This window comes from Pseudomonas sp. TWI929 (genome assembly GCF_039673335.1).
Lineage (GTDB): Bacteria > Pseudomonadota > Gammaproteobacteria > Pseudomonadales > Pseudomonadaceae > Aquipseudomonas.
In genome coordinates, this window is sequence record NZ_JBDJLK010000002.1 from 137,589 (window position 1) to 152,197 (window position 14,609).

The following is a 14,609-nucleotide window of genomic DNA, read 5'->3' on the forward strand; positions in this document are numbered from 1 at the left end:
CACTCTAACCGCTGTGCTCCATTGGGCGCCAGCCATGGCGCGTCATATCCACACGATTGTTGGTTACATTTACACCTTCCGCGCGTAACCGCGCCCGTTGTTCGTCCCCCGACGGGGTACCCAGTGCCAGGCTCAACCGGCCGCCCGCGCCAAGCACCCGGTGCCAGGGCAGGCGGGTATCTGCGGGCAACTGGCCAAGGGTACGCCCGACCCAGCGCGCTGCACGCCCAAGCCCTGCCAGCTCGGCCAGTTGACCGTAGCTCACCACCTTGCCGGTCGGCACCTGGCCGAGTACCGAATACAGCACCGTTCGTCGGCCCTCGGCGGAGTCGAGGGCGTGCTCATATCCATCAGACATCACGCCCCCCTTGGGCTGCAGATGAAACCGGACCGGCGGTCTGGCAAATGAGAGTTGAACTCAACGGCATGCACCGGGTCTGTCCTTGCTCTAATCGTCGGTATCTGGATAATGCCCGGCTTTTTTCGTCAAAACGAACCCGTAGTCCGCAAACAAAAGCCTGCTTATGTATTTTAGATCCTTGTTGTGCCTGCTAGCTGCATCCCTGTGTGCCTCCCCGGTGTTCGCCGACACCGTGTGGATGAAGAACGGTGACCGGCTCAGCGGCAAGATCAAAGTCTTCGACGGTGGCAAGCTGCTGCTGGAAACCCCTTACGGCGGGTCCATCGCCCTGGACTGGAAGCAGGTCCAGACCCTGGAGAGTGACCAGGAGATGCTGGTCAAGCAGGACGCCTATACGGGTGAAAAGGCCAAGTCGCTGAAGGCCGCCGAACCCGGCAAGGTGACCTTGGCCAACGGCGAGGCGCCCAAGACCGTGGAGCTGGCCAGCATCGAGCAGATCATGAAGCCCAAGCCGCTGGTCGAGGACTTCGTGTGGAAAGGCAACGTCGACGTGGCCCTGGACTACAAACGCGCCGAGAACGACACCGACGACTATGACGTCAGCTTCAAGACCAGCGCCCGCCACGGTCGCTGGCGGCACAACGCCGAAGGCGAATACAACCGCGAGACCAAGGACGACGTCACCACCACCGACAACTGGAATGCCGAGTACGCCCTGGACCGCTTCATCACTGAGAAGTGGTTCTGGCAGGGCCGTGCTGAATACAAGCGCGACCGCATCGAAGACCTGGCCCGCCAGCGCACGGTCGGTACCGGCCCGGGTTACCAGTTCTGGGATGACGAGTTGGGCGCGTTCTCGCTGGGTTCGCTGATCAACCGTACCGACTTCGAGTACCAGGACGGCACCAAGGACAACTTCTATTCCGCCGCAGTGAAGTGGGACTACACCCGCTACCTGATTGGCAAGAACGTACAGCTGTTCACCAATGGCGAGTTCGCCAAGCCCCTGGGCGGCGTGGCCGACTATGCGCTGGATGCCGAGGTTGGCCTGCGCTACAAGGTCACCGAATGGGCCTCGCTCAACCTCAAGGCGGAGAAGGACATCATCACCGGTACGCGTGAGAGTGACCTGGACAAGACACGCTATACCGCTGGGTTTGGCGTGACCTGGTAGACCTTTGCGGCCCTATCGCGACGCAAGGCCGCTCCCACAAAGGTACGGTGTACGCCGGCCAAATGTGGGAGCGGCCTTGTGTCGCGATAGGGCTGCGCAGCAGCCCCATTGGCACTGGATCTGATAATGCTATCTTGTGCCCATCCAGTCCGCCGCCAGGAGCCATCCTCAAGTGAGTACCAACGCCATCCGCCCCGCCCGGGAACTGCTGCTCAAGGAATACCGCGGCGTGCTCTCGACCCATTCCAAGTCGATGCCTGGCTACCCGTTCGGTTCGGTCGTGCCGTACTGCCTGGACGCCCATGGCAACCCGCTGATCCTCATCAGCCGCATCGCCCAGCACACCCACAACCTGCAGAAAGACCCCAAGTGCTCGCTGCTGGTAGGGGAGCGCGAGGCTGAGGATGTGCAAGCGGTGGGCCGCCTGACCGTGATGGCCGAGGCGCACAAGCTGGTCGACGAGGCGGCCATCGAGGCTGCCGCCGAACGCTACTACCGCTACTTCCCGGACGCTGCCAACTACCACAAGGCGCACGACTTCGACTTCTGGGTACTGCAGCCGGTGCGCCACCGCTACATCGGCGGCTTCGGCGCGATCCACTGGCTCGACCAGGTGACCCAGGCCAACCCGTTCGCCGGCAAGGCCGAGGCAAGCATGGTCGAACACATGAACAGTGACCACGCCAACGCCATCGCCCACTACGTGGAGCTGACCGACCTGCCACGCCATGCGCCGGCGCAGATGGTCGGGGTAGACAGCGAGGGCATGCACCTGCGCATTGGCCAGGCGGTGTACTGGTTACCTTTCCCAAGCACTTGCAACACGCCGACACAAGTCCGCGAAGCCCTGGTTTTGCTGGCGCGCGCCGACCAGTGGCCGGTTGCGGCTGAAGTCGAGGGTTGAAATACCGAGCGCACGCATCCATCTGTAGGTCTTACAGGAAGGTTCTCTTCCGACGAGGAATGCTTTGATGCGTGCTTTTCTACTGTTGCTTCTACTGTTTCCCGTGCTGGAGCTGTTCGTCTTCGTGAAGGTCAGCGCGGCCATCGGGTTCTTCCCGGCGCTGCTGCTGATCATCGCCGGCTCCGCTCTGGGTGTGCTGGTGATGCGTGTAGCCGGGCTGGCCACCGCACTGCGCGCCCGCGAAAGCCTGCAGCGTGGCGAACTGCCCGCCGAGGACATGTTCCAGGGCATGATGCTGGCCGTTGGTGGTGGCCTGTTGCTGCTGCCGGGCTTCATCAGCGACGTGTTGGGCCTGCTGTGCCTGCTGCCATTCACCCGTCACCTGGCCGCGCGCAAGATGCGCGAGCGTGCCGAGGCCCAGGCCATGCGCCAGCGTGCCTTCCAGGACAGCCCGTTCCAGGCACAGCCGCGTGATGGCGGCCATCGCCCGAACGTGATCGAAGGCGAGTACGAGCGCCGCGACAAGTAACAAGTAATATCCGGGGGCCGCTTCGCGCCCCAATTCGCGACTCAAGGCCGCTCCCATAGGAGGTATGCGTCCCCTGTGGGAGCGGCCTTGAGTCGCGATCGGGGGGCGAAGCGGCCCCAGCTTTTTGCGGGCGCCACCGGCTAATGAAAAATTTTCTGAAACAAGCCTTGTAATTGAATATGGCGGCCTCATGTATGTGGTCACCGCAAGGTTTCTGGTGGCAACGCCAGACATGACACAGGTGGTTCGCCCATTGCGGGCCACTTCCCGGCAACGCCGGACAGCATCAACCCGCCGGTGTCGATACCGGCCGATGAAAACCACAATTTGGGAGAGATCGACAATGAAGCTTCGTCCTCTGCATGACCGCGTCGTTATCCGTCGCAGCGAAGAAGAATCGAAAACCGCTGGCGGTATCGTCCTGCCGGGTTCGGCCGCTGAAAAACCAAACCGCGGCGAAGTCGTTGCCGTCGGCACCGGTCGCATCCTGGACAACGGCGAAGTTCGCGCGCTGGCCGTGAAAGTGGGTGACAAAGTGGTTTTCGGCCCTTACTCGGGCAGCAACACCGTGAAAGTCGATGGCGAAGACCTGCTGGTCATGGCCGAGAACGAAATCCTCGCCGTTATCGAAGGCTGATTTCCCCGACTTCCCGTTACTCCAAAGAATTCCAAGGATTAAACGATCATGGCTGCTAAAGACGTAAAATTCGGCGATTCCGCTCGTAAGAAAATGCTGGTTGGTGTCAACGTTCTGGCTGACGCGGTAAAAGCGACCCTAGGCCCGAAAGGCCGTAACGTGGTACTGGCCAAGAGCTTCGGCGCGCCAACCATCACCAAGGACGGCGTTTCCGTCGCCAAAGAAATCGAGCTGAAAGACGCCTTCGAAAACATGGGCGCCCAGCTGGTCAAGGAAGTTGCTTCCAAGGCCAACGACGCTGCCGGTGACGGCACCACCACCGCTACCGTTCTGGCTCAGGCCATCGTCAACGAAGGCCTGAAAGCCGTCGCTGCCGGCATGAACCCAATGGACCTGAAGCGCGGTATCGACAAGGCCACCGCTGCCGTCGTCGCCGAGCTGAAGAACCTGTCCAAGCCATGCGCCGACTCCAAGGCCATCGCCCAGGTAGGCACCATCTCCGCCAACTCCGACAACTCCATCGGTGAAATCATCGCCGAAGCCATGGAAAAAGTCGGTAAAGAAGGCGTGATCACCGTTGAAGAAGGCTCGGGCCTGGAAAACGAACTGTCCGTTGTAGAAGGCATGCAGTTCGACCGTGGCTACCTGTCGCCGTACTTCGTCAACAAGCCAGACACCATGGTTGCCGAGCTGGAAGGCCCGCTGCTGCTGCTGGTCGACAAGAAAATCTCCAACATCCGTGAGCTGCTGCCAGTTCTGGAAGCCGTTGCCAAGGCCGGCCGCCCACTGCTGATCGTTGCCGAAGACGTTGAAGGCGAAGCGCTGGCTACCCTGGTAGTCAACAACATGCGCGGCATCGTCAAGGTTGCTGCGGTCAAGGCCCCGGGCTTCGGCGACCGCCGCAAGGCCATGCTGCAGGACATCGCTGTCCTGACTGGCGGCCAGGTCATCTCCGAAGAAATCGGCCTGTCCCTGGAAACCGCTACCCTGGAGCACCTGGGTAACGCCAAGCGCGTGATCCTGTCCAAGGAAAACACCACCATCATCGATGGTGCTGGCGCTGACACCGAGATCGAAGCACGCGTTAAACAGATCCGTGCCCAGATCGAAGAAACTTCCTCGGACTACGACCGTGAGAAGCTGCAAGAGCGTCTGGCCAAGCTGGCTGGCGGTGTTGCCGTGATCAAGGTCGGTGCCGGCACCGAAGTTGAAATGAAAGAGAAGAAAGCCCGCGTTGAAGACGCCCTGCACGCTACTCGTGCAGCCGTTGAAGAAGGCGTGGTGCCTGGCGGTGGTGTGGCCCTGGTTCGCGCCCTGGCAGCCATTGCTGAGCTGAAAGGCGACAACGAAGACCAGAACGTCGGTATCGCCCTGCTGCGTCGCGCTGTTGAAGCCCCGCTGCGCCAGATCACTGCCAACGCCGGCGACGAGCCAAGCGTTGTTGCTGACAAGGTCAAGCAAGGTTCGGGTAACTTCGGCTACAACGCTGCCACCGGCGAATACGGCGACATGATCGAGATGGGTATCCTGGACCCAGCCAAGGTCACTCGTTCGGCGCTGCAAGCTGCTGCTTCGATCGGCGGTCTGATGATCACCACCGAAGCCATGGTTGCCGACCTGCCAGAAGACAAGCCAGCTGCTGGCATGCCTGACATGGGCGGCATGGGTGGCATGGGCGGCATGATGTAAGCCAGCCTTACCCCCTGCACCATCAAAAGCCCCGGTTCGCGAGAACCGGGGCTTTTTCGTTTTCCTGTACTGGCTTTTGAGCCGTAAAGCGGCCCCTGGTTCAGGCGACGCTGCGCTCAGCGGCTGGCGCTTCGACCATACCCCGGCGATACAGAACCAGGTAATACGACCCCAACCCGATCAACCAGCAGAACACCCCCGTCCACACGTTGTGCGACAAGAAGTGCGCCCCCTGCAGCATCCTTCCCACGCCGAGTACCGAGCCAGCTACAAAGGCCACCGCCAATGCCACCCGTGCCAGGCGCGGCTTGCGATCACGCAGCATGAAGAACAAGCCGAACAGGCAGAACCCGGTAGCAGCATGCCCGCCCGGCCAGCACAGCCCTGGCTTGTCGGTAGCCGGCCGTGGCTCCAGCAGCTTGCTGTAGGTCTCGGTGCCGCCAAACTGGGTCAGGCTCCATGGGCACTGCACCTGGGTCACCTTCTTCAGCGGCGTGACAAACGCCGTGGACAGGCCCAGCGCCAGCACCAGGCAACCCAGTTCGCGGCGCCAGCCGAACAGGCGTTTCACGAAGAAGCTTGCGGCAAAGGTCAGCAGTGACATCACTCCCAGCAGGATCACCACTTGCTTGACCCGGTCATGCAGAATGTTTTCCAGCAGGTAACTGTGGCGGCCAATAAACTGCCCGGCAGCGGGGTCGAAGAACAGGTTGGCGATATCCATGTCGACGGAGGTCTGCTCCAGCAAGATCAAGGCCAGCGCGGTAGCCAGGGGAATCCCCAGGTACAGCCAGACATTGATCGGGCGAGGGCGGGTTGGTTGCTGCATGACGGCTCCAGGGCGCGAAAAAGATCGGGCATTGTCGGCCGCCCGCTATCCTGTGTCCGTGAAGGATCAGTGAAAAAACCGTCAAGGGCGGTGAATTTTCCCTGGGGCTGGCACCGTGCAGGCATAGGCCTTAAGCTGCGCCTGCCGCGCACCACAGCGAGAAGCGCCGCACAGGAGAACCCGATGCGCATTCTTTTGGTTGAAGACAACCGCGATATCCTGGCCAACCTGGCCGATTACCTGGGCATGAAGGGCTACACCGTCGACTGTGCCCAGGATGGCCTGTCCGGCCTGCACCTGGCTGCCACCGAGCATTACGACCTGATCGTGCTGGACATCATGTTGCCCGGCATCGACGGCTACACCCTGTGCAAGCGCTTGCGCGAGGACGCCCGCCGCGACACACCGGTGATCATGCTCACTGCCCGTGACCAACTGGACGACCGCCTGCAAGGCTTCCGCTCCGGTGCCGACGATTACCTGCTCAAGCCCTTTGCCCTGTCGGAGCTGGCAGCCCGCATCGAAGCGGTGCTGCGCCGTGCCCAGGGTGGTGGGCGCCGCACCCTGCAGGTGGCCGACCTCAGCTATGACCTCGACACCCTCGAGGTCAACCGCCAGGGGCGCTTGCTCAAACTCAACCCGGTCGGCCTCAAGCTGCTGGCAGTGCTGATGCAGAAAAGCCCGCACGTCTTGCGCCGCGAAGTGCTTGAAGAAGCCCTGTGGGGCGATGATTGCCCCGACAGCGACAGCCTGCGCAGCCATGTGCACCAGCTGCGCCAGGTGATCGACAAACCGTTCGAAAAACCGTTGCTACATACCGTCCATGGCGTCGGCTATCGCCTCGCCGAGGGCCGCGATGGAGTTTAAGCAAAGCCTTGCACAGCGCATCATCATCGCCTTTGCCCTGATGAGTGCGCTGGTGGCCGGGGCCTTTGCCTTCGGCATCGTTGCCACCGTGCACCTGGTTGAAGAGCGGCTGATTTCTTCGGTATTGGGTGGCGACCTGCAGCGCCTGCTGCGCATGGACAGTGTCGGCGACTGGAGCCATCGGCCACGCCCCGATCAGCTGTTCTACTTCAGCGGCGGGCGTGACGACTTTGAGCTGCCCAAGGACCTGCGCCACCTCGATCGGGGCTTTCACGAGGTATTCCGCGATCAGCTGTCGTACCACGCCATGGTCGAGATCGTCGATGGCCGCCGTTATGTGCTGCTGCAGGACCAGAGCGACTTCGAAGAACGTGAGCGCGTGCTGTTCGCCGTGGTGGTGGTGGGCTTCGTCCTTAGCCTGGTGTTGGCGGTCATCCTTGGCTGGCTGGTGGCGCGCCGGGTAATGGCGCCGGTGGTTCGCCTGGCACGTCAGGTGCGGCACCGTGACCAGCTGCTTGGCCTTGCCCCGCCGTTGGCGCCGGATTATGCCGCGGATGAAGTCGGCCAGCTGGCGGTGGCCTTCGACGATACCCTGGGCCGTCTGCGCGACGCGCTGACCCGTGAACGGCTGTTCACAAGTGACGTCAGCCACGAACTGCGCACACCCTTGATGGTGCTGGCCACCTCGTGCGAACTGCTGATGGAAAACCCGACGCTGGATGCCCGCTCGCGCAGCCAGGTGGAACGCGTGGCGCGGGCCACGGAAGAAATGCGTGAACTGGTCAAGACCTTCCTGATGCTGGCGCGGGCGCAGCGCGACGAGGGCGCGGTGGCATCGCGGGCGACCCTGCGTGAAGTGGCCGAAGAGCTCGTCGGTGTATGGCGTGACACCATCGAGCAGAAGGGCCTCAAGCTGTATTTCGACGGCCGGGTCAGCGCCAGCCCCGTACTGTACAACGCCACTTTCCTGCAGTCGGTGATGGGCAACCTGCTGCGCAATGCTGCCCACTATACCGACGGCGGCTATATCCGCCTGAGCCTGGAGCCCAATGGCTTCAGCGTTGAGGACAGCGGCGTGGGTATCCCTGAAGAGCAGCGCGAGGCGATGTTCCGGCCGTTCGTACGCGGTGATGAGCGGCGCGGCGAGGGCTTGGGCCTGGGCCTGTCACTGGTGCAGCGGATATGTGACGACCAGGGCTGGCAGGTCACCCTGACATCCACCTTGCCGCACGGTTGCCGTTTCCAGGTGAACCTGAGCAACACCGCAGTCAAAGGCGGCACAGGGGCTTTGGCCGAGTAATTTGTAGTAATACATTACTTGCTCCTTAACATTTTTTTCACATTGGCATGACCTGTTTCCAACGTCTGCCTACCTAATGTGGGAGGAATGGACCAGGAGATGCCCAATGCGTAACCCCATCAAGCTTGAGTTTTCCGAGAAGTACGACAAACAGCATGCCAAGGAGTACTTCCTCAAGCATCAGGATGGCCTGGCGCGGCGCCTTTCCCACAAGCGAGATGAACAACTGGCGCGTCGCGCCCTGGCCTTGGCCGGCGAACCTGGTTTGGTCCTTGACCTGCCGTGCGGGGCTGGCCGCTTCTGGCCGCTGCTGGCAGAAAAGCCAAACCGGGTGATCATTGGTGCCGACAACTCCGAGGCGATGATCGAGACCGCCTGTACTGCGCAACCACCAGAGGTGGTAGCCCGGGTACGTCCATTGCAAACATCGGCGTTTGCCATCGACCTGCCAGACAATTCGGTGGACAGCATTTTCTGCATGCGCCTGTTCCACCACATCGGCGAAGCCGCGCACAGAAAGACAATTCTGTCGGAATTCCAGCGGGTTAGCCGTGATAGTGTGATCCTGTCGTTGTGGGTGGATGGCAACTTCAAAGCCTGGCGCCGGAAAAAGCTGGAGCAGCGCCGCAGTGCCAAGGCTGAACAGGACAATTACCAGAACCGTTTCGTGTTACCGGCCGACACGGTCGAAGAAGAATTCAGAGCCGCCGGCTTCAGAATCCAGGAACGCCTCGACTTTCTGCCGTTCTATGCCATGTGGCGGGTCTATGTATTGCGTAAGGGGTAGTGTTTGATGGCTGTAGCCCAGAGAGGGGAGTCGCGGTTCGATTTTTACTGGCGCCAGCAGGGCGAGTGGGTCGAGGAACCTAACCAGCGACGTGGTGGCGAGAGTGGCGTGCAACGCCTCAACGATGCCAACGGCAAGCTGCTGTATGCCAAGCGTCAGGTTGGGCATATCTACCGCAGCCTGCTGCACCCTTTCGGCCGGCCGACCGTATTGCGTGAGCTCGATGCGCTGAACAGCTTCGAGCAACTGGGCGTGCGTGTACCACGCATCGTCTTCTGTGGTGCCGAGCGCGATGCCGACCACCAATGGCGGGCATTGCTGGTGAGCGAGGCGCTGGACGGTTTCATCGAACTCGACACCTGGCATGCCGAAGGTGCCCGTGAGCGTTACCCGCAGGTGGTGCATGAGCGCATGCTCAAGGACCTGGCGGACAACCTGGCGCGTATGCACCTGGGGCACTGGCAGCACGGCTGCCTGTATGGCAAGCATGTGTTCATCAAAGTGATCGGTGAGGGCGAGCAGGCTCGCGTCGAGGTGGCATTGCTGGACCTGGAGAAGTGCCGGCGGCGCATCAGCTGCCAGCGTGCGGCGGGCAACGACCTACGCCAGCTGCGTCGCCATTCGTCGTTGAACGATGCGGAGTGGCAAACGCTGCTCTATTTTTACCAGATGGCGTTTGGCAGCGCTGTCAAAGGGTTAGGGTAATGAAACTAGAAATAGCTCGAGCTTTATTCCTGATAGCTGGCCTGGCGGTGACCACCGTGGCGGTGGCTGCCTGGGAAGAGCCGAGGCCGACAGTGTTCAGCAAGGCCGAGATGGCTGACCAGTGCGTGTTGCCGCGGGATGTGAAACTGCAGCAGCATGCCAAGGTCGCGCCGGATCAGGACCTGTTGCTGTTCCTGTTCGGCATGCGCCAGGGATTGCGGCCGTTTGGCTGAACCCGGTGTGAGCTAGAGATGCCAGAGGCCCCGCTATTGCGGGGCCTCTGGCATTTTTGCATGTGCCTTGCGGGCCTCTTCGCGGGTGAACCCGCTCCCACAGTTACTGCACAGCACTTGAGTTCAGCACTATCCCTGTGGGAGCGGGTTTACCCGCGAAGAGGCCGGGTCAGGCAATCGATGTCTCCCTGGCCACTGCCTTGTGCGCCAGCAAGGTGTAGATACACGGCAGCACAAACAAGGTAAACAGCGTGCCGATCGACATCCCGGTGGCAATCACCGTGCCGATGTCGAAGCGGCTGACCGCCCCGGCCCCGGTCGCCAGAATCAGCGGCACCATGCCAAATACCATCGCTGCCGTGGTCATCAGCACCGGCCGCAGGCGAATTGCCGCCGCTTCCTCTATCGCTTCGCGCACGCTCAAGCCGCGCTCCTCACGCAGCTGGTTGGCGAACTCGACGATCAGGATGCCGTGCTTGCTGATCAGCCCGATCAACGTCACCAGCCCGACCTGGGTGTAGATGTTCATGCTCGATATGCCGAGGAACAGCGGTAGCAATGCGCCACAGATCGATAACGGCACCGTCACCAGAATCACCAACGGGTCGCGGAAGCTTTCAAACTGCGCCGCCAGCACCAGGAAGATGATCGCCAACGCCAAACCGAAGGTAACCCACAGCGCACTACCTTCCTGCACATACTGGCGGGCCACGCCGGCATAGTCGAAGGCGAAGCCTTCCGGGGCCTCTTCGCGGGCGATGTCCTGCACGGTCTTCAGCGCCTCGCCCAAACTGACCATGGGCACGCCCTGGATGATTGCCGAGTTCAGCTGCTGGAACTGGTTGAGCTGGCGTGGCCGGGCGCGATCGGTGAGGGTGATCAGTGTCGACAGCGGCAACAGCTGGCCTTGGTCGTTCTTCACGTAGTAGTTGTTCAGCCAACCGGGGTTGTCACGGTACGGCCGCTCGACCTGGGCAATTACCTTGTAGCTGCGGCCTTCCAGGGTGAAACGGTTGATTTCCGCCTCGCCCAGCAGGGTCGCCAGAGTGCCGCCCAGGGTGTCCATCGACACGCCCATCTGCGCCGCCTTGGCCCGGTCGATATCCACCACCACCTCGGGCTTGTCGAATGCCAGGTCGATATCGAGGAAGGCGAACTTGCCCGACTCCTGGGCCCGGGCCTTGATGCGCTGGGCTACATCCAGCAGCGCCGGGTAATCGCCAGCGGTGTTGATCACGAACTGGAACGGCAGGCCCTCGCCAGTGCCCGGCAATGACGGCAGGTTGAAGCCGAAGATTTGCAGGCCGCCGATTTCCTCGAGCTTGGCCTGCACCAGCGGTAGCAGCTCCATCTGCGTGCGCTCGCGCTCGTTCCAGGGCTTGAGCAGGAAGCCGCCGATACCGGTCTGCACGCCATTGAAGCCGTTGATCTGGAACGACGAGTAGTACTCGGGGAAGGCCTTGAACAGTGGGGTGAACTCGTCGGTATAGGCGTTCAGGTAATCAAGGTTGGCCGTCTGCGGTGAGCTGCTCATCATGAAGATCACACCCTGGTCTTCGTTGGGCGCCAGTTCGTTCTGGGTGAACTTGAGCAGCACCGGGATCAGGCACAGGATGATCACGGCAAACACCAGCACCACCGGGCGGCTGTCGAGGGTGGCATGCAGCAGGTGCTGGTAGCGCACCTTCAGGCGTTCGAACAGCAAGTCGAGGCGGTGGGCCAGGCCGCTGGGGTTTTGTTCCTGGCGCAGCAGCAGGGCGCACATCATCGGTGACAGGGTAAGGGCAACGATGCCGGAAATGATCACTGCACCGGCCAGGGTCAGGGCGAACTCTTTGAACAAGGCGCCGGTGAGCCCGGTAAGGAAGCCGATTGGCGCATATACCGCGGCCAGGGTGATGGTCATCGACACCACCGGCATGGCGATCTCGCGGGCGCCCTCCAGCGCCGCGTCGAACGGCGACTTGCCTTCTTCCATGTGCCGGTGGATGTTCTCCACCACGACAATGGCATCGTCCACCACCAGGCCGATGGCCAGCACCATGGCCAGCAGGGTCAGCAGATTGAGCGAATAGCCCATCATCTGCATGAAGAACAGCACGCCGATCATCGACAGCGGGATGGTGACCACCGGGATCAGCACCGAGCGCAGGGCACCGAGGAACAGGAACACCACCACGATAACGATCAGCACCGCTTCGCCGAGGGTCTTGATCACCTCGTCGATGGAGGCCTGGATGAACAGCGTGGCGTCGTAGGCGATCGATACTTTCAGCGCCGAGGGTAGCTGGCTTTCCAGCTCGGGCATGATCCGCCGCACTTCCTTGATGACTTCCAGCGGGTTGGCGGCCGGGGTGGCCTTGATGCCGATGTATACCGACGGGGTGCCGTCGAACGAGCTGACCGTGTCGTAGTTTTCCGCGCCCATTTCGACCCGCGCTACATCGCCCAGCAGCACACGGCTGTCGCCGCTGGTCTTGACCGGCAGGGCGGCGAACGCCTCGGCCGACTTCAGCTCGGTGCTGGCGTTGATGCTGGTGACCACGTATTCGCCCTTCACCTCGCCAGCGGCGGAGAGGAAGTTGTAGCGGCGTACGGCATTGGTCACGTCGGTGGCCGAGAGGCCGAAACCGGCCAGTTTCACCGGGTCGATCCAGATACGCATGGCGAACACCTGGTTGCCGAGGATTTCCGCCTCGGCCATGCCCGGCAGGGTGGCCAGCTTGGGCTGGATCACCCGCGACAGGTAGTCGGTGATCTGCGGGTTGCTCATCTCCTTGCTGTAGAAGCTGAGGTACATCAGCGCCGAGGCATCGGCTGCTTCCTTGCTCAGCACCGGGTCTTCGGCGTCCTGGGGCAGCTTGTTACGCACTTCGTTGGCCTTGGCCAGCAGCTCGGTGAACAGCCGGTCACTGTCGGCACCGATGCGCGCATAGATGGAAATGATCGAGAAGTTCTGCCGGCTCACCGAGGTCATGTAGTCGATGCCTTCGGCGCTGGCCAGGCTTTGCTGCAGCGGCTGGGTGATGTAGCCCTGGATGGTTTCGGCGTTGGCCCCGGGGTAGGCGGTGGTCACCGTGATCAGGGCGTTTTCCATTTGCGGGTACTGGCGGATCTGCAGCTTGCTCCAGGCCTGGAAGCCCAGCAGCAGGATCAGCAGGCTGACCACGCTGGCCAGCACCGGGCGGCGGATGAACGGGTCGGTGAACGCCATGCCTGCCTCCTGTCAGTCCTTGCCCGCCGAGCCCTGTTCGGGCTTGAGGGCTTTGTCCTGGCCAATGCGGATCGCGGCGCCGGGGGTGAGCTTCAGTTGCCCTGCAGTGACCACCTGTTCCCCGGCCTGCAGGCCTTTGCTGACCACCACCACGCCATCGCGGCGCTCGCCGGTCTGCACGGTGCGTTGCTCGGCGACCAGCTGCGGCTGGCCCTTGTCGTCGTTTTCCGGCTTGCCGTCCTTGTCCTTTTTCGGCGTGGCGACGTATACCGAGTTGCCATACAGGGTGTAGGTGATGGCACTTTCCGGCACTACTACCTGCGGCTGCGGGTTGGGCAGCAGGATCAGCAGGCTGGCGAACATGCCTGGCAGCAGTTTGCCGTCCGGGTTGGCCATGGTCGCGCGTACCAGCAGGTTACGTGTGGCTTCCTCGACTTTGGGGTTGATGGCGCTGAGGCTGGCGGGGAAGATCTGGCCCGCGTAGGCGGCCACCTGCACCAGCACCTGCTGGCCCAGGCTCAGGTGCGGCAGGGCCTGTTCCGGCACGTTGAAGTCGACGTACAGGCTGGATGTGTCCTGCAGGGTGGCGATGACCGTACCGGCGGCCAGGTAATCGCCAACGTCCACCTGGCGGATGCCGATGGTGCCGCTGAACGGGGCGCTGATGCTCTTCTTGGTCTTCGATGCCTTGAGTTGCTCGACGATGGCCTGGTTGCGCCGGTACTGGGCGGTGAGGCGGTCGTACTCGCCACGGGAGATGGCCGAGTCGCCGACCAGCTGGCTGCCACGGCCGAAATCGACCTTGGCCAGGCCCAGGTCGGCCTGGGCGGTGCCGAGCAGGGCGGTTTCCTGGTCGTCGTTGAGTTGCAGCAGCAGTTGCCCGGCCTTTACCCGCTGGCCCGAGTCGAAGTGCAGGGTCTTGACGATGCCCTCCACCTCCAGGCTCAGCTCCACGCCCTGCAGCGCCTTGAGGCTGCCGACGGCGGGCAGGCGCTCCTGCCACTGGCGCTGTTCGGCCAAGGCCGCCGCCACGGTGATGGGCGGCTTGGGGGCACTGAACATCTGGATCTGCTGATAGATCGAGAAGGCCTTGTAGCCCCCCAGGGCCAACACGATCAGCAGAACCACGGCCAACATGATGAGCATGCGGCGGCGCAGCATAGGTCCGGTTCCTTGGATTCGGTTGTTATTCGCTTAGACACGACAACGGGCAATCCTGCCCACGTGGATGGGGGAATTATTGACTGTTTTTGCTTTGAAGGGGAATGAAATGCCTGTGCCGGCCCTTTCGCGGCTAAAGCCGCTCCCACAGGAACCGCGTAGTCAATGGGTAACGCGATCCCTGTGGGAGCGGCTTTAGCTGCGAAAGGGCCGGTTCAG

At 62.1% G+C, this 14,609-nt stretch carries 14 protein-coding genes; 10 read left to right on the top strand and 4 right to left on the bottom strand.

Going from position 1 to position 14,609, the window contains the following annotated elements; all coding sequences use genetic code 11:
* Positions 1–4 precede the first annotated feature (4 nt).
* Positions 5–358, bottom strand: a complete 354-nt coding sequence (locus ABE456_RS02020; protein ID WP_346642489.1) for an MGMT family protein — start codon at positions 356–358, stop codon at positions 5–7.
* A 166-nt stretch (positions 359–524) separates the two neighbouring features.
* On the opposite strand from ABE456_RS02020, the gene ABE456_RS02025 reads away from it, so the two are divergent.
* The 5 genes from ABE456_RS02025 (at position 525) to groL (ending at position 5,294) form a co-directional block, all read left to right on the top strand.
* Entirely contained in the window at positions 525–1,535 is a 1,011-nt protein-coding gene (locus ABE456_RS02025) for a DUF481 domain-containing protein (RefSeq protein WP_346642490.1), read from the top strand.
* A 172-nt stretch (positions 1,536–1,707) separates the two neighbouring features.
* Positions 1,708–2,439 (top strand): DUF2470 domain-containing protein, encoded by a 732-nt coding sequence (locus ABE456_RS02030; RefSeq protein ID WP_346642491.1) that lies wholly within the window; start codon positions 1,708–1,710, stop codon positions 2,437–2,439.
* Positions 2,440–2,506: 67 nt separating this feature from the next.
* Positions 2,507–2,968: an FxsA family protein gene (locus ABE456_RS02035; protein WP_346642492.1), complete on the top strand. Its 462-nt coding sequence runs from the start codon at positions 2,507–2,509 to the stop codon at positions 2,966–2,968.
* A 343-nt stretch (positions 2,969–3,311) separates the two neighbouring features.
* A complete protein-coding gene (locus ABE456_RS02040; RefSeq protein WP_003260750.1) occupies positions 3,312–3,605 on the top strand; it encodes a co-chaperone GroES in 294 nt (97 codons plus the stop codon).
* Between the two features lie 48 nt (positions 3,606–3,653).
* Positions 3,654–5,294: a chaperonin GroEL gene (gene groL / locus ABE456_RS02045; RefSeq protein ID WP_346642493.1), complete on the top strand. Its 1,641-nt coding sequence runs from the start codon at positions 3,654–3,656 to the stop codon at positions 5,292–5,294.
* 100 nt (positions 5,295–5,394) lie between these two features.
* Here the strand turns inward: groL and ABE456_RS02050 are convergent, their stop codons facing one another.
* Entirely contained in the window at positions 5,395–6,123 is a 729-nt protein-coding gene (locus ABE456_RS02050) for a phosphatase PAP2 family protein (RefSeq protein ID WP_346642494.1), read from the bottom strand.
* Between the two features lie 183 nt (positions 6,124–6,306).
* On the opposite strand from ABE456_RS02050, the gene colR reads away from it, so the two are divergent.
* From colR to ABE456_RS02075, 5 genes are all read left to right on the top strand, one after another.
* Positions 6,307–6,990: a two-component system response regulator ColR gene (gene colR, locus ABE456_RS02055; RefSeq protein ID WP_346642495.1), complete on the top strand. Its 684-nt coding sequence runs from the start codon at positions 6,307–6,309 to the stop codon at positions 6,988–6,990.
* Complete coding sequence (locus tag ABE456_RS02060; RefSeq protein ID WP_346642496.1) at positions 6,980–8,290, top strand: HAMP domain-containing sensor histidine kinase; 1,311 nt, start codon at positions 6,980–6,982, stop codon at positions 8,288–8,290. Before colR ends, ABE456_RS02060 begins: the two co-directional genes overlap by 11 nt.
* Before the next feature lie 106 nt (positions 8,291–8,396).
* Complete coding sequence (locus ABE456_RS02065) at positions 8,397–9,077, top strand: class I SAM-dependent methyltransferase (RefSeq protein ID WP_346642497.1); 681 nt, start codon at positions 8,397–8,399, stop codon at positions 9,075–9,077.
* Positions 9,078–9,083: 6 nt separating this feature from the next.
* Positions 9,084–9,782, top strand: coding sequence for a lipopolysaccharide kinase InaA family protein (locus tag ABE456_RS02070; RefSeq protein WP_346642498.1), 699 nt, complete (start codon positions 9,084–9,086; stop codon positions 9,780–9,782).
* A complete protein-coding gene (locus tag ABE456_RS02075; RefSeq protein WP_346642499.1) occupies positions 9,782–10,015 on the top strand; it encodes a hypothetical protein in 234 nt (77 codons plus the stop codon). The genes ABE456_RS02070 and ABE456_RS02075 overlap by 1 nt, the downstream gene beginning before the upstream one ends.
* A 169-nt stretch (positions 10,016–10,184) precedes the next feature.
* Here ABE456_RS02075 and ABE456_RS02080 read toward each other — a convergent pair whose 3' ends face one another.
* A complete protein-coding gene (locus tag ABE456_RS02080) occupies positions 10,185–13,229 on the bottom strand; it encodes a multidrug efflux RND transporter permease subunit (protein ID WP_346642500.1) in 3,045 nt (1,014 codons plus the stop codon).
* A gap of 12 nt (positions 13,230–13,241) precedes the next feature.
* Positions 13,242–14,390 carry an efflux RND transporter periplasmic adaptor subunit gene (locus ABE456_RS02085; RefSeq protein ID WP_346642501.1) on the bottom strand — a complete coding sequence of 383 codons (1,149 nt, stop codon included), beginning with the start codon at positions 14,388–14,390 and terminating at the stop codon, positions 13,242–13,244.
* Positions 14,391–14,609: the final 219 nt, after the last annotated feature.